Raw genomic sequence first — 24,942 nt, forward strand, 5'->3', positions numbered from 1 at the left:
TGTCTCCTATTTAAGTTTGAAGACTATCTGCACATTCAGCAGATCGTTGTTTCACATACAGCTGTATCTTTGTATCTGGAATAAATTCTGACAAATTTATTCCCATCAGTACTTCGCATACAAGCAGCCTCTTAGCAATGAACATAGCTGTTTGTTCATCTATGCATTGGTATGTCTTATATGCCCCTCAAATATACGATGAGCATTCATAGAAGCGTAGAAGCAAGTGACCCCTTCAGCCAAGCAAAGAGCCGTCACAATCTCTTTTAACTAATGCATTGCTTAATAGATAGATTGCCTGTACCAGCAAAAAAGATGGAAGTTCCATTTCTTTGACTGTAAACGTCGTTATGATTTGAAGCAGTCAGTATACTAATTTAAGCCTTGATCAATTCTATACAGCATTTGGAAATGCCGGTTTCCTGTCATCAATTCTTCAGGTGTTCCGCTCATCATCAACTGACCATCCTCAATAAAAATTATCCGATCCATTTTTTGTACACTCTGCAGGTGATGTGTAATCCAGATGATCGTTTTATCCTCAAGTACATCAAAAAAGGTTGTTAACAGTTTTTGCTCTGTAATTGGATCCAGTCCTGTTGTCGGCTCATCAAGCAGAACAACTGGCGTATCCTGCAGAAGAATCCTGGCCAGTGCAAGTCGATGCCGCTCTCCTCCGGAAAAGCGGAGTCCGGCTTCATCCACCATTGTCTGCAATCCATCAGGCAGCTGCTGAACCATTTTCTTAAGTCCAACTAATTCCAGAACATGCCAGACCTCTTCTTCACTTGCTGATTCCTTACCAATTCTAAGATTATTGAGGATCGTTGTATGGAACAGATACGGTTTTTGTTGAATTACCCCGATATATTCTGTAATAGAATCCCCTAGTTGGTCTGCCGGCACACCGCCAATCAGCATTTCTCCCTGAGTCGGCTGAAGGTCCCCTCTTATTAAAGAGGCCAGCGTACTTTTCCCAGAACCACTGCGCCCTAAAATCGCCAGTTTCTCTTTTTCTGGAATCTCAAGCGACAGATTGCTCAGCACAGTCCGTGAAGCATTCTGATACGCAAAGGTCAGCTGTCTGGCCTCTATCTTTGTTGAATTCGGGTTTGACGCAGCGGCTTCTTTTGCTCCTTCCACTTCCGGAAGCTCATTCAAACGTGAAATGGAATCTTTATAAATTGTCGTTTCCTGAGCCGCATCCGACAATGGAGCAAACGCATCAATCAAAGGAAAAACAGTTAATACAAATGCTGCTATCCAATTAGCGGCACCACCATGATTTCCTGGAAAGCGAGTGCCTGCCCAGATTAGCACAGCAAGTGCAATCATACCAAAGAACAGCTGAAACACAACATCTCTTCTGCGATCAAACTTCTTAATTTCTCCATCAATCTCACGCAGTTCCTTTTCCTTCTCTTCGTAGGAAAGAACAAATTCCGAACCCCGCTGACTGAAAACCCAATCAGAGACGCCCAAAATATTATCCGTCAAAATTTTATACAATTGATTTTTTGTTCCTTTCTGTCGCTCCTGTCTGGCGCCGTTCACCAGTACAGACAATATCGGCAGGAGAACAACCGTTACGCCTAAAAGAAGAAGCATACAAAGAGCAAACCACCAGGAAAAGAAGCCCAAGCCAATCACAATAACTACATACAGCAATCCTGCAATAATCATTGGAAAGATTGTTCTCAAATACAAATTCTGCAAATGATTGATATCTTCTGAAAGCAGTCCCAGAATATCTCCGGTTTGATAATTTGATTTAAGAAACATTGCATCTTTTTCCAAAACCCGATACAGCTTCAAACGCAGATCAGAAGTCATTTTCAATACCCAGTTATGGCTGACCAGGCGCTCAACATAGCGGAAAACAGGACGACTGATACCAAACGCTCTTGTCAAAACAATCGGAATATAAATCAGCAAAATGTTCTCAGGCAATGAAGCTGCCCGGCTGATTAAATAACCTGAATTGAACATCAGAGCACCAGCACTGAAGAAGGTGAGGAAACCTAAAAAAATTGCCAGCATCAGCAGTCCTTTATATTTTTTTAAAAACGGTCGAACCCACTGATCCTGCTGCCCATTGTCAGTCATTGACAGTTTCATTTGCTTCCCCCCTCATTTCTTTAGTCAACGCTACGTAATACCCTTCTTTTTCCATAAGCTCATCCAGCGTTCCTGCTTCAACCAGCATCCCTTCATCCATGACTAAAATATAGTCCATCTCTTTCATCCAGTGAAGACGGTGAGTGGCAAAGAAAACCAGATGATCTTCTATTAACGGCAGCATTTTATCTTTAATCTCAACTTCGGTTTCAATATCCAAATGTGCAGTTGGTTCGTCAAATACCAAAATACGGCGTTCCTGATCCAAAAATGCTCTTGCCAAGGCAATACGCTGCGCCTGACCACCGCTGAACATTCGTCCGCTTTCGCCAATAACCGTCTCTATTCCTTCCGGAAGCTCCGCTACCAACTCTGTCAATCCGACTAAGTCAATCACATGCATAATTTCCTGATCAGAAGCTGCCGGTGTATAAAATCGAATGTTATTTGCCAGTGTATCCTGAAAAATATAAGGAGACTGCGGAATATAGAGCATTTGTTTCTGCCAGTCCTTTTGATTTAAATGAGACATCCCTTCTCCATTAATAGCAAAGCAAGAATTGTCCGGAGCAAGAAAGCCGTTCAATAAATTTATAAGTGTAGATTTGCCCGAACCGCTGGAACCGATAATTCCAATTTTTTGAAACCCCCGAACAGAAAATTCTACCTCTTTCAGCGCAGGAAAATCACTCTGTCCATAGGTAAAATTAAGCTTATTGACTGTCAGCTGATCATTCCTTGTCCAAGTTGATAAGTTTAACTGATCTGTATCCATTATTTCAGGAAGATTCATAATTGCTTGAATCGCCTGAAAGGAATTTTTTCCATCAAGAGTTGCATGGTAGTCACCTGCAAAATCTCTGACCGGAAGAAAAAATTCCGGAGCTAGAATCAGGGTGGTCAATGCAGGGAACAGCAGAATCTGTCCATTAAGCAATGCCAGTCCCAAGAAGACTGCGACCACTGCGACAGAAAGTGTTGTAAAAAAGTCCAGTGCAAAGGTCGATAAAATTGCTATTTTCAAAGTCCCCATTGTTGCTTCCCTAAACCGCTCACTGGTAGCATAGATGCTTCTAGCATAATTCTTGCTCAATCCGAACAGTTTTAATGTATCCAATCCTCTCAGAGAATCGATGAAATGATTAGACAGCAGCTGAAAGGCTTTATATTGCTTATCTGCTTTACTTTGAGCTGCATACCCCAGAATAATCATAAAAATAATGATGATGGGAAAAACAATCAGCAATACAGCAGCTGATCGAAGGTCCAAAGTAAACAGGAAGATCAGGATGATCCATGGAATCACCATCATGTTGATTATTTTCATTAAAATCAGCTGCAGATAATTTTCTGTCTGATGAATACCCTCCAATGCCATGGTTACCATGTTGCCGGTCCCCTCTTCCTGCACAACAACAGGGCCAAGACGAAACACCTTGGATAAAAGTGCTGCTCTTAACTCACTGGAGCGCTTGTAGCTGAACGTATCCAAAAGCTTGTCCCGGAAAAAAGTGATCATATGACGACCGCTGTAAAATAAAAAAAACAGGAGCATGGACAGCCCCTGCTCCTGTAACTGTCCGCCATTCCAAAGCCTAGTAACTGCTTTGGCCAAATAATAAGCCTGCCCAATAATAAACACTGCTTGCAGGAAAGCAGCCCCTGCAAGCAATAGCATTACTTTTTTTATCTCAGGCATTTTTAAAATTGCCTTATCTATCATTCGCCATACCCCGTATGTGTCGGCAGATTGGAAACACGTTTTCTGAAGACATGATACGTCCAACCTGTATACACCAGTACAAATGGCAAAATACTCAACGAAATCCAAGACATGATTTTCAGTGTGTATGGGCTGCTGGATGCTGTTTCAATCAACAGATCGTTGGAAGCTCCTAAAGAGCTGATCATTACTCGAGGGAACAACCCACTGAATAATAATGCAACAAGAAGAATCATGGTCAAACCGCTGGCAACAAACGCAAGTAGTTCCTTTTGCTTGAAGACACTGATATTTGCAACTACAGTCAAGCTTACAATTCCCACAAGCAAAATCAGTGTAGTCATCAAATGACGGTCAAAAAAGTCTGTATTGAAGTACAGTAATACAGCAAAAACAACTAAGCCGACATAAAGAATCCCATATAAAAACTGTGCATAGTTTCTCGCACGATGTCTGATATCACCATCGGTTTTTAAAGCAATATAGTTCAGTCCATGCAGATAGCACAATAATGTCAATGCAACTCCGCCAACTAAAGAAAATAGATTGATATAATCTGAGAAGCCTGCTGTCATATTGCCTGCTGAATCAATCGGCATTCCCTGAATCATACTGATAAATAGAATACCAAAGAAAAACGGCACAATAAAACTGCCTATCGACAAAGTCCAATTCCAGACATTTCTCATTTTTCCTTCCGGCATCCGATGACGAAATTCAAAAGAGACACCTCGAATAATCAAACCTATTAAAATAATGAATAAAATTAGATAGTAGCCGCTGAACAAAGAGGCATACCAGTATGGAAATGATGCAAACATTGCGCCGCCTGCAGTCAGCAGCCAGACTTCATTTCCATCCCAAACAGGTCCAATAGTCTCAACGATCTGATTTTTTTCTCCATCATTATGTGTCAGAGTCTGAACAGCCATTCCAACTCCAAAGTCAAAGCCTTCCAAAAAGAAGAAGCCTGAGAAAAGTACCCCAATCAGTACATACCATAATAACTGCAAATTACTCATTTAATTAAAAACCTCCTTATCAAAAGGATCAGAAGAAGCTGTTTGTTTTTGCACCAGCATCTTTTCCTCATAATCAGGTCCCTTTTTCAATTCTCTGATAACCAGATAGATCATTACAGAAGCCAAACCAGCAAACAAAACGAAGTAAACAATATTTGAAATCAGCAGTGAAGTCACTGATACGTTTGGTGAAACACTATCTTCGATTTTAAATAATCCGTAAACCGTCCAAGGATAACGTCCCAGTTCAGTAATCAGCCAACCAGCTGTATTTGCCAAAAACGGTGCAAAGGTGCACAGCCCCATAATCCACAGCATCCAGCGTTTCTCATAGAGAGAGGGTTTCTTTTTACGGGTAAAAAATAGTCCCAGTGCTGACACCAGCAGCATCAGCATACCGAAGCCGGCCATCACACGGAAGCTCCAGAACAGTGTATTCACCGGAGGGAAATAATTGTCTTCCCCATATTCTTCAATCAGCTTCCTATTGACAGTATCCATCCCATCGACTGATCCTGAAGGTTTATTATAAGACAAGATACTCAGCATATATGGAATTTTAATCCCAAAAACCTGCTTGCGGTTGGCTTCATCTGCCCAGCCAATTAACGTCCAGGCTGCCGGATCTCCAGAGTCTTCATACTCTCCTTCCATTGCCGCAAATTTCATCGGCTGATCATCAAGGAGAGCTTTCATCTGCATATCTCCTGTTCCCAGCACAAAAAGAGCACCAAACAATGTGATAACCAATCCTAAACGCATGGAAGGTTTGTGAAACTCGACATCTCTTTTCTTTAAAATCTGAAAAGCAGCCAATCCGGCTACGATCATTCCGCCCATTGTAATTGCTCCCGCAATCACGTGAGTAAACTCATATAAAACCTGATGGCTGGTTAGCAGCGCGCCAAAATCAGTCATTTCTGCACGGCCATTATTAAGTGTATAACCCACAGGATGCTGCATAAAGCTGTTGGCTACCAGTATCCAAAATGCTGACATCATAGAAGAAATGGTTACGAGCCAAATAAACAATAAATGCAGTTTCGGTTTTACTCTATCCCAGGTAAAAATCCATAAGCCTAAAAAGGTTGACTCCATAAAGAAAGCCAGCAACGCTTCAACAGCTAACGGTGCTCCAAAAATATCCCCGACAAAACGAGAGTAATCAGACCAGTTCATACCAAACTGGAATTCCTGAATAATCCCTGTCACCACACCAACTGCAAAGCTTAAGAGAAAAATATTTCCCCAAAATTTTGCCATTTTTCGATAACGTTCATCTTTTTTCCATACATACATTGATTCCATAATTGCCACAACAAGAGCGACCCCAATAGAAAACGGTACAAAGAAAAAGTGAAAAACCGTAGTCATCCCAAATTGAAATCTCGCTAAAGTAACAATATCCATAAAAATCCCCCTCCTAATCTCTGTTTTTCCTTCAATTAAGAAAAACTTTACTAAATAATCATTATAATGATGTCAATTCGAGTATACTCCTTTAAACAGAAAAGTACCAAATATTTGTTAAAAAATTTCAACTTTTTACCTAGTTCTATTCAAGGATTTGAATGGATACGGTCTTTTATAAAAATAAAAGAACCCGACAAGGCTGAAAAAAGTACGCTTTTTTAAAATAAGTGAAAATATTTTTTTATTTCAATATAAACCAGCGGAAAGATTGACAGCCCAAGAACCCATATCCAGTTAATCAAGCTGATTGTTACAAACCCAAAAATTTGTTGCGTTACAGGGATATTTACCAGAAGAATGATGATCAAAGCTCCTGCAATTGTGGTTGCTGCCAGCAAAGAATTACTTAAAAAGTCCATTTTGAAAATAGAGCCGGTACTCCGACAGTTATACATGTGTACGATTGTCGACAGCCCCAAAACAATAAATGTCATTGTTCTTGTTATCTCAACCGATTGTGCTTGTCCCACTAAAATAGCAATTAATGTAACCCCTGTAAACACCGCAGAAATTTCAATAATTTTAAGCAGCAAACCATTTGAAAAAATACTCTCATATTTACTTATAGGAGGATACTTCATCCCTTCTTTATCTGCCGGTTCTACACTTAAGCTGAACCCTGGAATACCATCTGCGACTACCTTAATAATTAAAAGTTGAATGGCTGTAACCGGTGCTCCCCAGCCAAGTAATAAAGAAATCAGAACAATGGTCAGTGCCGAAATGTTGCACCCCAGCATTGCATATAAGGATTTCCTGATATTGCTGTATACACGCCGACCTTCCTCAACAGCTGCTACTATTGTTGCAAAATTATCGTCTGCCAAAATCATATCTGAAGCCTCTTTTGCAACCTCTGTTCCTCCCCCCATAGCAATCCCCACATCAGCGGCTTTCAATGCAGGAGCATCATTCACGCCATCCCCAGTCATTGCGACAATTTCATCATTGCTTTGAAAAACTTTGACAATGCGGATTTTATCTTCGGGAGACGTACGAGCAAAAACCCGGTAGTCTTGAATAACAGCAGCTAATTCCTCATCCCCCAATTTATTTAGGTCTGCACCGGTCATCGCCTTTTTTCCTTCCGCAAGAATCCCCACATCTTCTGCTATCTTCTCAGCTGTTAATAAATGGTCTCCGGTAATCATGACCGTTTCAATTCCTGCTTGTTTTGCTGCAGCAACAGCCTGATAACTCTCTGCTCTTGCAGGGTCCATGATTCCCACAAAGCCGGCAAGATTCAAGCTGCATTCCAACTCATCATCAGAAATACCAGTCGGAAAATTTTCATATGTCTTATAGGCTGCTGCCAATACACGGTAGGCTTGTTCAGCTAATTTATCGTGTTCCTGCAAATAAAAGTCCTGCTTGTCATTTATAATACTTAATCGGTCAAAGGCTCCTTTTGTTACTGAAATATACTGCTCTTTAACTTTATATAAAACAGTCATTCTTTTTCTTTTGGAATCAAAGGGGATTTCATAAACTTTTTCAACTGTTGAAGCAGCATTCGTTAATTCTTCCTGCGTGAAAGCTTCAGCTAAAGCTTTACTAATTGCCAATTCAGTGGGATTGCTGCTGACAGTCGCGTTTGCTTCAATGGAACTAGCAAGATAAAATAAGAACAATAAATTTTTTTCCTTATCTTCTGTAATATTAAAAATTGTATTTGATAAGTCTCCCAATGGACTGACACACTTAACTGTCATTCTATTTTCTGTTATTGTCCCTGTTTTGTCTGAACAGATAACAGACACTCCGCCAATGGTTTCGACGGTTGAAGGTGTTCTGACAATTGTTTGTTTTATTGCCATATTGCTCATTCCTACTGCCAGTGAAATAGTCACTACTACAGGCAAAACTTCAGAAATCGCAGCAACAGCCATTGAAATAGCTGTCATAATACTTGTTTCCAAAGGCAAGCCTTTGATCACGCCTATACCTATCGCAAAGAATCCAACTAAAATGGCAACAAACCCTAATGCTTTTCCAAGCTTTTGCATTTTAAGCTGCAACGGTGCTGTATTCGCAGCTTCATTATTTATCAAGCTGGAAATTTTGCCAATTTCTGTATGAATACCTGTTTTTTCAACTCTGACTTTCGCTTTTCCTGTTACTACCAACGAGCTTGAAAAAACTAATTCTTTTCGATCCCCCAGTGAATCATGCTCCAAAGGAATATACTCAGGATTCTTTTCACTGGGTTCACTTTCACCTGTCAAAAATGATTCATCAACAAAAAAATTGCTGCAGCTCAAAATTTTTGCATCGGCTGGAATTCGGTCCCCCAGTTCCAGCTGAATGATATCATCTGGAACAATCGCTGTACTTTCAATTTCTTTTATTTGTCCATCCCTAAGAACTTTACTTGTCGAAACGCTCATTTTTTTCAGCTCATTCATTGATTTTTCCGCATTTTTTTGCTGCCGAATGGATAAATAAATGTTAAGCAGAACAACTGAAAAGATAACAATCGGTTCAGAAAAATCATCCGGGTGTACTGTGAAAGCAATGTACCCTGATAGAATCGTTGCAAAAATTAAGATAAGTATCGTGATATCCTTTACCGTTTCTTTTAAATACTCAAAGAACTTTTTTCCAGTCCGGATTTCCAGTTGGTTATAGCCAAATTCTTCTAATCGTCTCTGCACCTCTTCTTTTGAAAGCCCCATTTTTTCGTTAACTTGCACTTCTTTTCCAAAGATTTCTTTTGTCATATGCCTGTACCTCCTATGAAAAAAGGAGCCAGCCAAACGAACCATTAAAGCCTACGGTCCGTTTGTCTGACTCCTGCAAGATTGTTCCGGCGAACAAATCTTAAGTCGTTTCTATTTTGAAGCTATTATTTCACACTTTAAAAAAGAGTTCAAGGGGCAACTTATTTGAATTTACCCATTCCCCACTAAAACTACTATTATATCAGTAGTTACAGAAGCTGCTTTGTAAACAAATGAAATACACTTTAAAATACTGCTAGTTCAATAATTTGGGGTAAATTCAAAATAACTTAAAATAACAAGTAAAGAAAGACTGACTTTTCATTCTCATTTATAAAATCTCGATTTTTCCATATCTGTGATGCTCTTATTCCAGTTCATTAACAATTACTGCAACATTATAACCAATGCAGCTATTCATTTTAGACTAGTCCCAGCATCTATATATCCCAGGCGTTCTTCCCCATAACTAATATCAAATTTTCCTGCTTCTTCAAGCTATCCGAATTATAAACAATAATTTCCCAATTTAATCCATCATTCAAGGACGATTACATATTTTTTTGCCAACACTTTCCACCTGCTAATCCAAAAATGATAAAAAGAATCAAAGCCGCAAATAAAATTCCTGCCACAATAAGAATGTCAGTCTAAAGATTTATAAGCTATAGAAATTATCTAGTGTATTAACCGAATTAAAACTAAGTTAGGCTGCTAATTCAAGAAACGTACAGCCGGCACGGGAGCAAAAACAGCTTTGTGAGTTGCTTTTCATCAGTAACAGTTTAATTTCCTCTTTCAACAAAGAATTCAATCACTTCTTGTTTAGTTTTTAATTGATTCAAAAGAGTAATGCTGCCATCTTCAGTGATCTTTATCAACGTTTTGTAGAAGCCGCGAATCGTTTTTTCAGTGGTAAAATCATTGATCTCAGAAACAACAAGAAAAAAGATATGCTTAACTTTGTCTGCTTCTGTCCATTGAATCGGCTCCTGTAAATTAATATAAACAATGATTGATTTTTTCACTAATTTTGAATTTCCATGAGGAATTGCAACTGCAGAACCAATTTCCGTAGAAACAAAAACTTCCCGTTTAATAACCGATTGTATATAGTTTTTGTAGACGTATCCTTTTCTCTCTAAAAGCCTGCAGATTTCTGTAATAATTGTGTTCTTTTCTTTGGATGGATAGTCCAGAAAAATAAATTCTTCCTTGAGTCCCATTGCTTCATTCATATCTCGTTTTTTATTACCTAATATTTTCTTTTTAATCAATTCTTTAACAGTTGATAAGACCGCAATCTTATCATTTTCAGTTAGAATACGTCCAATATGAATGACTTTTTTTGAGGTATAGTTACTTACATTCATTAAAGGTGAAACAACTATATCATAGACATCCTGATACTCTTCTGTTGTTTGGCAGCTCAAAGAAATTCTCGGATGAAGATTCCTGATTTGCTCATACAATAACTCTGAAAAACTATTCTTACCGTTCACAAGTAAACAAATATTAATATTTTGTTTTCTTTTTTCCTTTGCGATACCCAAATATAAAGCAATATAAGCAATTTCATCTTCATTAATTGTTGCATTATAGTATTGATCGAAAAGCAAGCTACTGGCCCAGGTAGCTTTATAGACCATTGAAAAGTTTTTCTTTACCTCATAAAGAAGCGGGTTATGAATACGAATACTCATAGTCAGCCTTAAGATCGTTCCGCTAAGATGATGGACAATTCCCTTTTTCAGCTGCTTATCTGTACCAATATCAATATTTAATATACCTTCAGTGATGCTTAAAAAGTTATCAATAAACTCGTTAAATCTCTCAGATTTTTCTACCTCAAGTTTCTTTTTATCAAAAGAATTGGAAGTCAGCAGTCCATATAAATCAAGGTAAAGATAGATATAGGAAAGCTCAGTTTTAGATGGCTCTGTTGTATAATTTTCCTTGAAAAACTGTCCCAATTCATTTAAAAACATTTTGGGAAAAGAAGCGATTAGCTCTTTCTGTTGTCGAGTATATGTCAACTTATACCCTAATTTTTCACGAATGATCGCTAAAGAAATATGCAAAAGTACCGTATTTCTGGAAAAGTGATCCAGCTTTAGCTGATTTTTCTTTTCAAAACCCAAAATCAATTGTTCAATCGGATGATAATTAAACTCGCCAAAAACACTTTTAAATGAGTACTCTTGTTTTTCATTAAAGAAGTGCTTCCCAACTGCAACTTGTGTTGGAAACAAATAGGTTTTTAAGAACAATTCGATAATGGCATCACGAATATCGAATTCACTGCCTTCAATGACCAAACCATAATTTTTAACTCGTTTAATCATCACATGGTAGTCATGACAAATTTGATTTAAATCTTCAATTTTATGAGCTAAATAGCTGCGGCTTACATATAATTCTCGTTTTAGTTTCTTTTCTGTAACAATAGTCTTTTTCGGCCCCATGAAAAGTCGTTTTAGCAGGTGAGACACATCATCATCTACAGAGATTTGATAGCAGGCTTCTTCTAGCTTTTGCTTCGAAACAGCGTCTTCAATCAGTAAACGAATTCCAACACCACGACTCTTGATCAGCCTGCCATACTTCCTCTTTTTCAGTTCTTGATCAATTACCGTCAGTTCATTGAGAACAGTCTTGTCAGATAAAGAAAGCGTCTCTGCAATTGCTTTACTAGTTGATTGTTCCTTTTCTAGTAATACTTTAACAATCATCTGTTGCCGTTTCGTCAGCATCTTATCGCACCTTCTCTCTCGTTCTTACTTCTTATATCCTAATTTGAAGCTTTACCTGCTTTACCTGCTTGACCGGCTAACTTCATATAATAAATAAGTCTATCCTTAAATCCCTTTTGCAAGCGATGATAAATCATATAAGATTCTCCGAGTTGATTGCCTTCATCAATCGCAGCTGTAAACAGATCCGTCGCGATATTGATTTTCGTAATCCCACATTTGATTGCTTTCACTAAGTTGGCATCTCCTGTACCGCTCCCTCCATGCAAGACCAATGGAATTAACAGCTTTTGATTCAATTCATTTAAGAGTTCGAAGTTTAAATGAGGTAATCCGTTATACTGTCCGTGAGCAGTTCCCACAGCTACTGCTAAACAATCTATACCCGTCTTTGTAACAAAGCTCTGGGCTTCTTCCACATCAGTATACAGTCCTTTAACAGAATCTCCATACATTTTGCCTTCTCCAACATGTCCAAGCTCTGCCTCAACACTTACATTTACTGCATGAGCCATTTTCACAATTTCCTTTGTTTCCCTAATATTTTGTTCCAGAGGCGCCGTACTGCGATCAACCATTATTGAGGTAAAACCCGCTCGAATTGCCCAAACGGCTTGCTCGAAAGTAGCACCGTGATCCAAGTTTAAAGCGATAGGAACAGAAACTTGATTGGCTAAATATTCAATGATTCTTCCTAAATAGACAATATCCTTATGAAATACAAAACCAAAATCTAAAATCAAAGGAGCATCTAACTCAACAGCAGCTTCGATACAGGCTCGAGCAGTATCTTCATTAATAACATTGGGTGCAATCACCCCATATTTTTGTTCTCTGGCTTTTTCTAAGATTTCCTTCATTGGAACCAGCATGCTTTCATCCCCTACTAATTGAATTTAATTTCAAAATCAATCTCTTCTTCTTTTTCTTCATTTTCAATCGCTTTTGGTTTCAGTATGATCAAACTAATTGCCGTAACCGCTACACCAATAACAAATGCCAGGATAAACATGAACGGTCGTTCAATAAATGGAATAGCAAAAATGCCGCCAGCTGGAATCGGACACAAGCAACCAAAGACAACAGCCAAACTGCCGGATATGGCACTTCCTAAAGTACAGGAAATAATGATTCGAATGGGATCAGTTGCAAGAAACGGAAAAACTCCTTCAGTAATGAAGAATAACCCTAAAGGAAAAGCTGTTTTTGCAGCATTTTGTTCTGCTTGCGTGAATTTTTTTCGGGCTAAAAATACAGCTACTGCAACACCAACCGGAGGTGTCATACCACTAACCATACTAGCCGCTTTGGGTGCATAAATACCTTCTACTAACATGGCATCACAAAATGCACTTGCTGCTTGAGCAAAGGGGCCTCCCATATCAAAACGCATTGCTCCGATAATACCGCCTAGAAGAAATCCAGATTCTCCCTGCAAGCTAAGCAGCCAGTCGGTCATACTGCTTTGAATAAAAGCCAGAGGTCCTCCTAAAGCATATACAAGAACAAGTCCGACAATCAGAGTAGAACTAACAGGAATAATCAAAACCGGCATTAACCCTTGCAATACTTTTGGCGGCTTCACATAGGTTTTCACCATAAGTGCAATATAACCAGCTAGGAATCCACCCACAAGACCACCAAGAAAACCTGCTCCTACAGCATTAGCCAAAGCTCCGGCTGCTAATCCGGGAGCAATCCCCGGCCTTCCCGCAATTGAATAGGCAATTGCCGCAGCAATAACAGGGACCGTAAAAGTAATAGCAGCTACACCAATATCTTGAAGCGAAGCAGCAAAAGTTCCAGGCTGAATATCAATACCACCGAATATTTGAGATAATCCTAGGCAAATCCCCCCAGCAACGACAACAGGAATCATAAATGAAATACCAGTCAATACATGTTTTTTAAATTGAAGCTTCTCCATGAGATTTCCTCCTCACTCTGATTTCAACTTTTCTTCTATCTTTGACAAGAGATTTTTAGGAGATTTCATCGCAATTTTCATTGGAACTTCTAAAATTTTTTTCCCATCAAATCTTTCTCTTCCAGATACTTCAATATCTGCAGAAATAATCACTACATCTGCTTCTTCGATATCATTGCTTGTTAAAATATCTTCATTTCCAATACTTCCCTGAGTTTCAATTTTTATTTCATGTCCTAATTCTGCAGCTGCATTAATCAGCTTTTCTTTGACTAGATAAGTGTGCGCAATGCCTGCAGTACAGGCAGTAATCCCCACAATTCTCATACTAAATTCTCCTCTCTTTGCGAAAAGATTTCAACGACTTCCTTTGCATTTACGGCCTTCTTCAATTGCTCCTTCAGCTCATCATGTGCCAGTACCTTTGCAACATTCGCCATCATTTTTAAATGACGTTTGCTGCTTCCATATTCCTTAGTAGAGACAGCAAATAGGACAATAACCTTAATTTTTTCATTATCGACACTTTCCCAATAGATAGTTTCTTTGAGAATACCAACAGCTATCGCATCCTTTTCTACCCCGCTTGAAACGCCATGGGGAATTGCTACCCCATCCCCAATGCCTGTCGCTCCTTCTTTTTCTCTAATATAGATATCCATAATAAACTGCTTTTTATCCGATAAAACACCGTTGTCCTCCAATAGATTTGCTAAAATTTTTACAGCCTCTTTTTTGTCTTTTGCTGAAACATCCATTAATACAAACTTCTCATCAAGTCTAATTTCTGCAGTCATCCACTCACCTCTTTCTCTACACTTAAATCATAGCATTGATTTTAAAATCAATAATTCTGATATTTACCTTAAAAAAAAAGAAATTTTTGCATTATCTCTTAAAATCTGCCTATTCCTTCAAAGAAGTCAGCTTATTAACCTATTCAAGCTTGAGACTGACAATTCTACTAAAAGTTCACATACTAGTAGAATATCCTTATATCTACAAGTCTCACATTGTTCGGCTCTCGATACAGATGCATCTACTTGAAAAAGCATTGGTATGTCTTGCAGGACCACTCAGACATACGACAAACATTCGAAGAAACGTAGGAGCACGTTCTTACATGACCCTCAGACATGCGACGAGCATTCGAAGAAGCGTAGGAGCACGTTCTTGCAGGAGCCCTCAGAAAAACAAAAACCGATACAACCCTTTTTTGTTCTTTAAATACAGCTTAACAGTCAATTTCATTACACATTATTTAGGACATGTCTGAAAATTCAAGCGGCGAATATTTTGATAATTTTTATCGAACTCCTCGTCATAAATACTCGCTTATGAACCACATAAGCTGTGTTTTCTTCCTTGATTTCAACAAAAATCACTGAAAAATTCGAATTCCACTAACTTTTCAGACATACCCTAGTCTGATTGCTCTCTGTTTTTTTCAACTCTCAAACATGAAAATCGGAAATGGACTCATCAATACGCATGCTGAGTCCATTTCCGATTCTGTTATATTCTTTTTACTTATCTTCACCCAATGCAGCTTTCAGCGCCTGAGCCAACGCACTCTCTTCCGGCTCTTTTTTCTTTGAGTACTGCTTCATTAAACGCTTCTCTTCATGTTTAGTCATTTTTTTACTATGCTGTTTTTTATCAGGAATTTTTTCACTGATCGAACACTGATTACATTTAAAATAGGCACCATTTTTCCCTTCAATAATCACCATTTTACGATGACACTGCGGACAGCGATGATTAGAGGTTTTCGGTTCTTTTCTGCGTTTATAGCTGCATTCCTGGTTCGAACAGACATAGAGCTTTCCGTCTCGAGTATTCTTCTCTTTGAGATTTGAACCACAATCCGGACATTTTTTCTGTGTCATTGAAAAATCCTGATAGCTGTTTTCGCTATGTTTAATCTCACTGACCAGACGGCTCGTGTCCGCTTCTATTTCACTTAGGAAAACCTTGCTGTTTTTCTTTCCTTTGGCAATGCCCTCCAACGTTTTCTCCCATTTTTCCGTTAGCTCCGGAGTAACTAGTGAAGCATTTACCAGCTGTAAAAGCTGTTTTCCTTTAGGTGAAACCTTCAATCCCTGTGGTGTTCGTTCCATCAATTCTGACTTAATCAGCTTTTCTATGATTTCTGCCCGAGTTGCCGGTGTTCCTAAGCTATGCTTCTCCATAAAGCCCAGCAGACTACCTTCGTTCAATGGCTTGGGCGGCGAAGTCAGTTCTTTATTAATTGTAAAGTCGGCAGGAACAATCATGTCCTTTTTCCAGGCAACAGTCGAAACTGCTTCATCTTTTTCCTGTTTCCAGCCTGCTTCCTCTACCTTATTTTGTCTAAAAATAAATTGTTCCTTCCCAAACTGAGCTATGATTTTTCGCTGATTCACTCGATGGGGCTGGGCAAAAATTCCCAAAAAGCGATTGACAATCATCAAATAAATTTTCTGTTCGTCATTGCTCAGCTTTTCAAATCTGGGCTGCTGCTCTGTTGGAATCAGTGCATGGTGATCACTGACTTTTTCATTGTTAAATACTTTATTTAAAACAACTTTGCCACCTGTTTTCAGATACTCTTTTGCTTCTGGAAAGCTTAAGCTGATCGCACGAAGCCGCTCTTTCATCGTATCCTTCATGTCTGTTGTCAGATATTTACTATCCGTCCTTGGATACGTGACAATTTTATGAAATTCATAGAGACTTTGAACTAGTGACAGGGTCTTTTTAGCAGAAAACTGATAGCGTTGATTAGCCTCTCTCTGAATCTCAGTTAAATCATACGGAAGAGGTGCTGCTTCTGTCTTAATTTTATCCTGAATATCTGTCACTCTGCCTTTAGTTTTGCTCAGCTCTTTGACAAAGCTTTCCACATCGTTTCTTTCTTTGAATGCAAACTGATTTTTCTGAACCAGCCGTCCTTTTTCTTTCTGATAAAGCAAATCTACAGTAAAATAGGTTTGCGGTCTAAAGGATTCAATCTTTTTTTCCTGATCCCTGACCAGTGCCAGAGTAGGCGTCTGCACACGTCCCGCCGAAAGGTTATCTTGATATTTTACAGTCAAGGCTCTTGTTACATTCAGACCCACCAGCCAGTCTGCTTTCGCTCTTGCCAAAGCAGAATAATAGAGATTATCATATTCTTTTGCCGGTTTTAGTTTTCTAAATCCTTCTTTAATTGCTTTGTCTGTCTGAGAAGAAATCCATAAGCGCTTCACAGGTTTATCAAAGCGAATATATTCCAGAATCCAGCGGGCAACCAGTTCACCCTCTCTCCCAGCATCTGTTGCAATCACCGCTTCACCAACGTCTTTACGACTTGCCAGTTGTTTAATGGCTTTCAGCTGATGACCTGTTTTTGGCAAGGGCTTAATTCCCAGTTGTTTTGGCAGCATAGGGAGAGTTTCCATTTGCCAGTTCTGCCAGTCTTTATTTAAATCTTCGGGCATTTTCAAGCCCAGTAAATGTCCCAATGCCCAGGTAACAATCACATCAGGACCTTCATAGTAGCTTTTGTTTTTATTTTTAGCATTCAAAACACGGCTCAAATCTTTCGCTACACTGGGTTTTTCAGCGATAATTAATTGTTTTTTTGCCATAATACTCTCCTTTAATTTTTCTGCAGCACTTTAATTATAACAAAACTGGAAATAATAAATGAATCTTTTTATAAGTGTTTGTACCGCCGTTTATTCGGGGGTAGACACGAAGAGAGTCCAGAACTTTATTTCTGTCCCACTCTCCTGTCTATTTAAAAGAAAAAAGATGGGCCGTTGTCCAATTGACAGTGCACCATCCCTTTTGTGGTTTTCATTGAATTATCTGTATTGCCGACGATTTGCTTACCAGATTTCGTTTGCAGCATTTTGCCTTGCCGCATTTATTTGTCACTTCTGAAAAATCACTGCTGCTTTCATGCGAAACAGCCTGATAATCTTTTAATAAAGCCAAGCCAATATACTGCTGCAGATCTTCATCGCATTCTTCACACCATCGTTCATCGCCATCATTCCAGAAAGCAGCCAGATAGTTGGGTTTAATGTTCGTATATGTATATTTTGAAGAAATTTCTTTCCACTTTTCCAAGTAGTATGTAACTGCTTCATCTAAACTATCGAATTCATATTTTTCAACAATGTCGTCCTGCCATTCTTCAAAAAACCACCATGGTTCATTATCACCGTACATCACGATCACTTGGTACAATCCACTCACCTCTCCAATTCATACAACTGCTATTGTAATCACTTCCAAACGAAGATGCAAGTGTTTGAGATTCTTTTCTCCGCATTTTTCAAAATTCTTTCCATTTTAAAACAGAAGAAGCAAAGAAATTGATACTCTTCAGCCTCTCCTATTCTAATTTAATTTTCTTTTATTTTTTAACATTTTCCAGTCTGCAACTGATTAAACGTATTGAAGTATTTTTTCTTCTTTATAGGCCTGATCAATCAGACCCCCGCCCAAACATTCCATACCATCATAGAAAACCACCGCTTGTCCCGGCGTAATGGCTCGAACTGGTTCGTCAAAAATTACCTCAGCCTGATCATTTTCCAGGAGACGTACAGTTACAGGTACATCTTGCTGACGATAACGGAATTTTGCTGTACAACGAAATTCCTTTGGCTTTTCTTCATTCGTCGTAAAATGAATAGCACTGGCATCCAAACGAGTCGCATAAAGTGTTGGATGATGAAATCCCTGTCCAACAATCAGCGTATTGGTTTCCAATTCCTTGCCAATAACAAACCAAGGGTCCTGGGAGGTTCCGCCTCCGCCGATCCCCAAGCCTTGGCGCTGACCAATCGTATAATACATCAATCCGGCATGCTGACCTTTAATTTCGCCATCTTCTGTCACCATGTTGCCTTTTTTAGCCGGAAGATAGTTGCTTAGGAACTCTTTAAAGTTCTTTTCACCGATAAAACAGACCCCTGTTGAATCCTTTTTCTTGGCTGTCGCCAAGCCCGCACGCTCAGCAACTTCACGTACTTCTGATTTTTCCATTCCACCAAGAGGAAACATTGTTTTTGATAATTGTTCCTGAGAAAGCTGACTGAGGAAATAGGTTTGATCCTTATTATTATCTATCCCTCTCAGCATATGAACCGTACCATCCTCATCTTTTGTTACCTGCGCATAATGTCCGGTTGCCACATAATCTGCACCAAGCTGCATGGCATAGTCGAGAAAAGCTTTAAACTTAATTTCTTTATTGCACATCACATCTGGATTTGGTGTTCTGCCTAAACGATATTCCGCTAAAAAATATTCAAACACCCGATCCCAGTATTCTTTTTCAAAATTAACAGAATAGTAAGGAATCCCAATTTGATCGGCTACCTTGGCAACATCCTTGTAATCCTCTGTTGCTGTACATACACCGTTTTCATCTGTGTCGTCCCAATTCTTCATAAAAATTCCGACAACATCATAGCCTTGTTCCTTGAGCAGTAAAGCAGTGACAGATGAATCCACTCCTCCGCTCATCCCGACAACCACACGTATTTGTCTGTTGTCTGTCATTGTATCACCATCATTTCATATAGATTCTGAAATATCCACGATTTGAAGGTCGCTGTTTCCAGTGTTTCTAATTATACTAGGTTTTTTGGAGATGTAAAGATGTTCGCAAGATGTTGAATAAATCAAAAGTACCTGCCTCTATTCAAACACCATGTTAATAAAAATATCTCTATGATGTTAGCATAGAATTAGGACAAGGTAAAATGAGAATACTCTGACCACATGGTACACTTGAAGTACCAAAAGAAGGAGGAACTCATCATGGTCAAGCCGTATGATAAGCAGTTTAAATTGGCTGCAGTTCAGTATTATTCGGAGCATAAAAATCTGGGGTTGAAGGGATGTGCCAAGAATCTGGTCGTCAGTTACCAAACCCTCTCCCGCTGGAAAAAAGAACTACGAGAATCCAGAGACATTCACCCTAGAGGTTCTGGCAACTACAGCTCGGATTTAGCCAAAGAAAATACCCATCTCAAACGTCAGCTGCAGAATACAGAAGAGGCACTGGATGTCCTAAAAAAAGTCATCAACATTCTGGGAAACTGACAGAGACACTTTATCAGAGCGTTTCTGATAAGTGGGAGAATGCGTGTATCGAGTCCTTTCATGCTCTGATTAAACGGGAATGGTTAAATCGTTTTACTCTCAAAAATTTCACTCATGCCTACCATATGATTTTTGAACACATTGAAACATTCTACAATACAGTTCGAATCCACAGCCATTGCAATTATCTGTCCCCAAATGAATTTGAAAAGTTACATGAACAAGCCGAGAAAAGGAAATGTCGACTCATTAGCTAAAAGTAGGGGGCGTTCTCATTTTAACTTGTCCTAATTCTTGACATAGGATCAAATACCACAACCAGTACTACAAAGCAGTTTAAGTTCTTGCATAAGTTTTATCTGATAAATTGAACTTATTTATCAGATAAAACTTATACGACAGTCAAACGATAATGCAACAGTTGTTTCTTCAAATAAAGCAAAAAACTACCCTTCACAAATCGAAGAGTAGCTTTCAAAATCTTTAATTATTTCACTGCCCTATTGACGGGTAGCTCACCAGATTGCCAGAATCAGTTGTTCAACTTTGCTCCAACACTATTATAAAAAACTAGTAACTATTACACTTTATAACTTTCTTCAAAGCAATCATTCAAATATTTTATGGATTTCAAGTAAACTACCCTCAAAATCATTACAAATCATTTTCGCTGCATTCCTTGCTTTTTGATTAGCGAAAGGAAAACTAAATGAATAGTCGCTGTTTGTTAAAATATCAATATCGTTTTCTCCATCTCCAATACTGGAAACAACTCCATTAAAACCGCTGCTTCCAAATATTTTCTTTAGTGAACTCCACTTTCCAGTTCCATCTGGAGTGATATCAATATATTTGCCATTTTTTTGAACAACAACCGTTTCAAGTTCTTCCTTTAAACATTGACAAATCCACTCTGCGGTTGCTTCCTTATTTGTTGTAATAGAATAGGAGTATGTTTCGCCTTCATGTTCTCCAATTTCTATACTTTCAACCATATTTTTATTATCTTCAAAAAATTGTTCAATAATTTTCTCATCTTTTTCATGGAAAAGATTTTTTGACATTACGTTTAAACTATTATTTAAAATTATCGGATCATTAGAGCATATCACATAGTCAAAGAAATCAATATTGTATTTTTTTATTCCTCTTTTAAATCCTTCTATGTTTCTTCCTGTTGCATAGTTTGTATTAATAATCTTGTTTTATCCGAAATTTTCTTTTCCTTGAAAGGTATAATAGTTCCATCCAAATCACTAAGAATTATTTGATTATATTTATTCGTAATATTGATTATCATACTATTCTTCCCCTCACTTTCCTAGACAATGTATGGTGTGCTTCTTTAAGCCATGGATGAACAATTTTTATATCATGATCCAATATATATTCTATATAATATAATGCAGCACTTTCCAAAGAATTTTCAAGCTTCAACATCAAACCATCTAGATATGGAGGAGTTCCGTTTTGATCCCATCTTATTTTATCTGCAACAAACAAAACTAAATCTAACTGAGAAAAATCACCTTTTAAAGTTGTATGACATTCAATTGCAGATAAGATATCAGTATCAGTTATTTTAAAAACTTTTTCTGCCATTTTTTTTGAAATCTTCTGATGGATGATCATTGGAAATAACAACTCTTCTTGATTTAGTTCAATACCCATTTTTTTTGCCACTTTAATTCTATATTCATTAGGGTATATTGCGGAAATATCGTGTAAATAACCTGATATTTTTGCTTTCTCACTACTAACTTTGTGGTTTAAAGCAAGTTTGCCCGCACAACTTCCTACTGCTGTACAATGATTATAAGTGCTTATATGATCATGTTCTCTAAGAAATGTATGCAGATCATCTCTTAATTCTAAACTATTTATCATCGTGACTTATTCCTCCAACTATTTAATATATGTATTCCCCAAAAAACATTCTCTACTTTCAGTTATTTCAAAAATTGATTGAGAGTTAGAAATTTCTTTTAAAACTATCTTTAGATTCGATTCATTTAAGTTAAGTCAAATGGTGGAAACATACAGTCTTCTTCATCTGCCTGAACTACATCTAAATGTCCTACAATACCAATATAATCTGAACTATCTCCCCATTGAGCATAACCAATTGCATTATTTATAATTTTAGTTTTAAATCATAATTGCCAGCTAACTTTACAACCATTTTTAAAGCATTTTTTGGTCCTTTACCAAAAGGATTTTCTTGATTTCCTTCAGACTTAACACTATTAATTCTCATAACTCGCTGTAAGTCATAATAAAAAATTTTTTTATTTTTGTTAATCAAAGTAACAATTCTTTCTGTCATAAAAACCTCCTATTTGTTGAATATTCTTCTAATAATTTTTATAATGTACTACCTTTTTAACTTCTCAACAAAAAATAAGATTTAAATATTATTTAAACAAACAATAAAACCTTTACATTGATTTAGTTATAATCACTAAAAATAATTAGTTCATTACATTTAGAATATCATATATCTAAAAATGTATCAATTTAATTTAAAATAGTTTTTATACAAAATAAGTCTCCCAATTTGGCATGCTCGTAAATAATAATATCTACTCTTTAGATGGTCAGTCGCATATGCCCTAAATTATCTGGTTATATGTTCAAAGTCCAATTATGCTTTTTCATAAAGAATCTTATTAAATAAAGTAGTTGCTTCAAGCATCACAAAACAACAGAATACTATATGAAGAAAACCAAAACCTCCAATGTAAACTGGAGGTTTTGATTTTCTGCTGGAATGGCAACCCTTTTCTTGACAGTTTTTATAAGGTGGCAATTGGACACCTTATTTTTTATGTCTAGTTTATTGTAGTCTATCAGCTCTTAACCACTTTCATTATCTCGCTTCCTTGTTTGGATATCTCAACTTTATACTGCTGACCTTTCACAAAAATTTTAAATGACAGCTTCTGCCATTTTTCAGGCAGCACCGGATCGACTGTAATAATACCAGCTTCATTTACTTTCAAGCCGCCAAACCCCAGTACCGCTGTCATCCAAGCTCCGCCATTAGCTGCCGGATGAGTTCCGCCAATGTAGATTGTGCCGGCAAATTGCTTGGATTCTCCAGTCAAGTCTACTGAAGCTGTTTTCATAAAATAGGGATAAGCCCACTCAGGATCACCAATATCACAGGCCTGCATCGCATAGATACAAGCACTTAGAGAAGAACCATGCTCTGTTCTGGGTTCATAATAGGTCCAGTTTGCCTCTTTGTCTTTCTGTGAGTACTCTTCTTTGAACAGATTCAGCAGCAGCACAACATCTGCCTGCTTAATAATTTGTGTATCCGAAGCGACTCCATAAGCTCCGCCCCAGTATTCTTTCGGATTAATCAATCGGGAGCGAACTTCCTCGACCGTAGTATCCTCCAAATTAAAATAACCATCAAACTGTTCGATTAAGCCTGTTTTTCTATCTGGTTCAGGTACATAAAGCATTCGCTTCAACCTTATGATTCCTTCAAGGTCCTCCTGATAATTCAGCTTGTCAATCAACGCTTCATAAAAATTCGGTTCTTCTTTCAGCAATTCCAATGTTTCCAAAGCAATTTTAATCGTGTAAACAGCCATTTTATTGGTATAAGCATTGTTATATACGCGCTCATGATATTCATCCGGTCCAATTACATCAATCAATTCAAAACGTTCTTTCTCTTCTTTATAATAGGAGAAAGAGCAATAGAAACGGGCACATTCTAAAATCACTTCTGCTCCTCCATCCAACAAGATTGAGCGATCACCGGTTAGAAGATAAACCTGCCAAATGCCATATGCCACATCCGCGCTGATATGAACCTGCTTGTCTCTAAAATACGTTCTCATCGGCCGATTGGTAAATACATCTGTCACATTATAATCCGAACAGGCATCCTGCCCGTTTTCCTGGCTTTCCCAAGCATAAAAGGCCCCTCGGAATCCATATTCAGCAGCTTTTTTTCTAGCCCCATTTAATGTTTTGATACGGTAATTCATTAGATTTTTCCCAACTTCCGGATCAGTATAAAGGAAAAAGGGCAGCATAAACATCTCAGTATCCCAAAAAACGGCTCCTTTATAGGTTTGTCCTGACAATCCTCTTGCAGGAATTGAAGCAGCCTGAGTATGACGGGGAGCAATACTCAGCAGCTGATAGATACTGTACCGTAAAGCAAATTGTGCCTCCTCATCTCCTTCAATAATAACGTCTGCCGCTTCCCAGTAGTCTGCCCAGATTTTCTCATGCTCTTTTTTCAGCGTATCATATCCTCGCTCAATGGCCGAACAACTTTCTTCAAGTGCCAATGTCAACGGATCTGCAACATCTTCTGACGTATAGACAACTACTGCTTTACTGATTGTATAGGTTTTTCCAGCTTTAGCAGAAAAACTGATTTTTCGAAAAATTCCTTTGTCCTTTTCGATTATTTCCTGTCTGCCTTCAACGTTCATTACCGAAGTTTCTGCTGTGACAACGTGATGATGAAGCTCTCCGGTAATCACCTCTACAGCTAGTGCTGCTCCCTCTTTATGATAAGCATAATCAGCAAAGTGAGGTCCGTTGATATCCCATACATCTCCATCAATTCCGGTAATCAGCTGTACTTCTGCTGAATGAGTAAATGAAAAAGAATAGTTCATAGTCAGCAAATGATAATCTGCTGCACTGGCAAATCGTTCACTTTTAACTTTAACTTCATTGTTTTTACCAGATAAAACGGATTCTCTTAAATGTATAGCAAATCGCATATCAAGTTGTTGATTATGGTCCTTCACATCACAACTCAATAGATCGTATGGTTCGCCATCAGCCAACAATTTTGTATACATGCCATTTGGCGCATTAATCGGCTCCCGCCAGGCAGTTCCCTGCTGATCATAAATTCCTGAAAGAATACATGCAGTAAATTCTTTTTTCCCATATTCCTCCATTGTACCGCGATAACCCAGATAGCCGTTCCCAACTAAAAATTTATTCCCGAAGTCTACTATTTTTTCCTGCTGCAAATTTTTCTCTCCAACAATCCATTTCATTGCTCTGCCTCATTTCTCGTTTAATCAGATCGCAACAACTATATTCAATTCCTTGAATCTTGCAAAGTATTCTG

General features: G+C 38.1%; 19 protein-coding genes. 2 read left to right on the forward strand and 17 right to left on the reverse strand.

Annotation, left to right across the window (positions count from 1 at the left end; translation table 11 throughout):
- Positions 1–372: 372 nt before the first annotated feature.
- From cydC to mnmA, 13 genes are all read right to left on the reverse strand, one after another.
- Entirely contained in the window at positions 373–2,118 is a 1,746-nt protein-coding gene (gene cydC, locus IW492_RS10150) for a thiol reductant ABC exporter subunit CydC (protein WP_202067512.1), read from the reverse strand.
- Positions 2,099–3,841, reverse strand: coding sequence for a thiol reductant ABC exporter subunit CydD (gene cydD, locus IW492_RS10155; RefSeq protein WP_202067513.1), 1,743 nt, complete (start codon positions 3,839–3,841; stop codon positions 2,099–2,101). The genes cydC and cydD overlap by 20 nt, the downstream gene beginning before the upstream one ends.
- Positions 3,838–4,863, reverse strand: coding sequence for a cytochrome d ubiquinol oxidase subunit II (cydB, locus tag IW492_RS10160; RefSeq protein WP_202067514.1), 1,026 nt, complete (start codon positions 4,861–4,863; stop codon positions 3,838–3,840). Before cydB ends, cydD begins: the two co-directional genes overlap by 4 nt.
- Positions 4,864–6,273, reverse strand: coding sequence for a cytochrome ubiquinol oxidase subunit I (locus IW492_RS10165; RefSeq protein ID WP_202067515.1), 1,410 nt, complete (start codon positions 6,271–6,273; stop codon positions 4,864–4,866). It lies immediately after the preceding gene.
- Positions 6,274–6,494: 221 nt separating this feature from the next.
- Complete coding sequence (locus tag IW492_RS10170; protein WP_202067516.1) at positions 6,495–9,056, reverse strand: cation-translocating P-type ATPase; 2,562 nt, start codon at positions 9,054–9,056, stop codon at positions 6,495–6,497.
- A gap of 785 nt (positions 9,057–9,841) precedes the next feature.
- Positions 9,842–11,809 (reverse strand): BglG family transcription antiterminator, encoded by a 1,968-nt coding sequence (locus IW492_RS10175; RefSeq protein ID WP_202067517.1) that lies wholly within the window; start codon positions 11,807–11,809, stop codon positions 9,842–9,844.
- Positions 11,810–11,847: 38 nt separating this feature from the next.
- A complete protein-coding gene (locus IW492_RS10180; RefSeq protein ID WP_202067518.1) occupies positions 11,848–12,681 on the reverse strand; it encodes a class II fructose-bisphosphate aldolase in 834 nt (277 codons plus the stop codon).
- A gap of 14 nt (positions 12,682–12,695) precedes the next feature.
- Positions 12,696–13,736: a PTS fructose transporter subunit IIC gene (locus tag IW492_RS10185; protein ID WP_202067519.1), complete on the reverse strand. Its 1,041-nt coding sequence runs from the start codon at positions 13,734–13,736 to the stop codon at positions 12,696–12,698.
- Positions 13,737–13,748: 12 nt separating this feature from the next.
- A complete protein-coding gene (locus IW492_RS10190) occupies positions 13,749–14,063 on the reverse strand; it encodes a PTS fructose transporter subunit IIB (protein ID WP_202067520.1) in 315 nt (104 codons plus the stop codon).
- Positions 14,060–14,533, reverse strand: a complete 474-nt coding sequence (locus IW492_RS10195) for a PTS sugar transporter subunit IIA (RefSeq protein ID WP_202067521.1) — start codon at positions 14,531–14,533, stop codon at positions 14,060–14,062. Before IW492_RS10195 ends, IW492_RS10190 begins: the two co-directional genes overlap by 4 nt.
- A gap of 729 nt (positions 14,534–15,262) precedes the next feature.
- The gene (locus IW492_RS10200; RefSeq protein ID WP_202067522.1) at positions 15,263–17,347 is read right to left on the reverse strand and encodes a DNA topoisomerase III; all 2,085 of its coding nucleotides are present in this window, start codon (positions 17,345–17,347) and stop codon (positions 15,263–15,265) included.
- 211 nt (positions 17,348–17,558) lie between these two features.
- Positions 17,559–17,954, reverse strand: coding sequence for a DUF1033 family protein (locus tag IW492_RS10205; RefSeq protein ID WP_202067523.1), 396 nt, complete (start codon positions 17,952–17,954; stop codon positions 17,559–17,561).
- Between the two features lie 201 nt (positions 17,955–18,155).
- Entirely contained in the window at positions 18,156–19,277 is a 1,122-nt protein-coding gene (gene mnmA / locus IW492_RS10210; protein ID WP_202067524.1) for a tRNA 2-thiouridine(34) synthase MnmA, read from the reverse strand.
- Positions 19,278–19,538: 261 nt separating this feature from the next.
- Here mnmA and IW492_RS10215 point away from each other — a divergent pair, with 261 nt between their 5' ends.
- Positions 19,539–19,823 carry a transposase gene (locus tag IW492_RS10215; protein ID WP_202067525.1) on the forward strand — a complete coding sequence of 95 codons (285 nt, stop codon included), beginning with the start codon at positions 19,539–19,541 and terminating at the stop codon, positions 19,821–19,823.
- The gene (locus IW492_RS10220; protein WP_202067579.1) at positions 19,820–20,080 is read left to right on the forward strand and encodes an integrase core domain-containing protein; all 261 of its coding nucleotides are present in this window, start codon (positions 19,820–19,822) and stop codon (positions 20,078–20,080) included. The genes IW492_RS10215 and IW492_RS10220 overlap by 4 nt, the downstream gene beginning before the upstream one ends.
- Before the next feature lie 351 nt (positions 20,081–20,431).
- Here the strand turns inward: IW492_RS10220 and IW492_RS10225 are convergent, their stop codons facing one another.
- The 4 genes from IW492_RS10225 to IW492_RS10240 all read right to left on the reverse strand — a co-directional run bounded on the left by IW492_RS10225 (position 20,432) and on the right by IW492_RS10240 (position 24,868).
- On the reverse strand, positions 20,432–21,022 hold the full coding sequence (locus tag IW492_RS10225; RefSeq protein ID WP_202067580.1) for an HAD hydrolase family protein: 591 nt from the start codon (positions 21,020–21,022) through the stop codon (positions 20,432–20,434).
- Positions 21,023–21,119: 97 nt separating this feature from the next.
- Positions 21,120–21,710, reverse strand: coding sequence for a bis(5'-nucleosyl)-tetraphosphatase (symmetrical) YqeK (gene yqeK / locus IW492_RS10230; protein WP_202067526.1), 591 nt, complete (start codon positions 21,708–21,710; stop codon positions 21,120–21,122).
- A gap of 247 nt (positions 21,711–21,957) precedes the next feature.
- Positions 21,958–22,149 (reverse strand): hypothetical protein, encoded by a 192-nt coding sequence (locus tag IW492_RS10235; RefSeq protein WP_202067528.1) that lies wholly within the window; start codon positions 22,147–22,149, stop codon positions 21,958–21,960.
- Positions 22,150–22,672: 523 nt separating this feature from the next.
- Positions 22,673–24,868 carry a glycoside hydrolase family 65 protein gene (locus IW492_RS10240; RefSeq protein ID WP_202067529.1) on the reverse strand — a complete coding sequence of 732 codons (2,196 nt, stop codon included), beginning with the start codon at positions 24,866–24,868 and terminating at the stop codon, positions 22,673–22,675.
- Positions 24,869–24,942 lie beyond the last annotated feature (74 nt).

It is taken from the genome of Enterococcus sp. BWB1-3, assembly GCF_016745275.1.
Lineage (GTDB): Bacteria > Bacillota > Bacilli > Lactobacillales > Enterococcaceae > Enterococcus_L.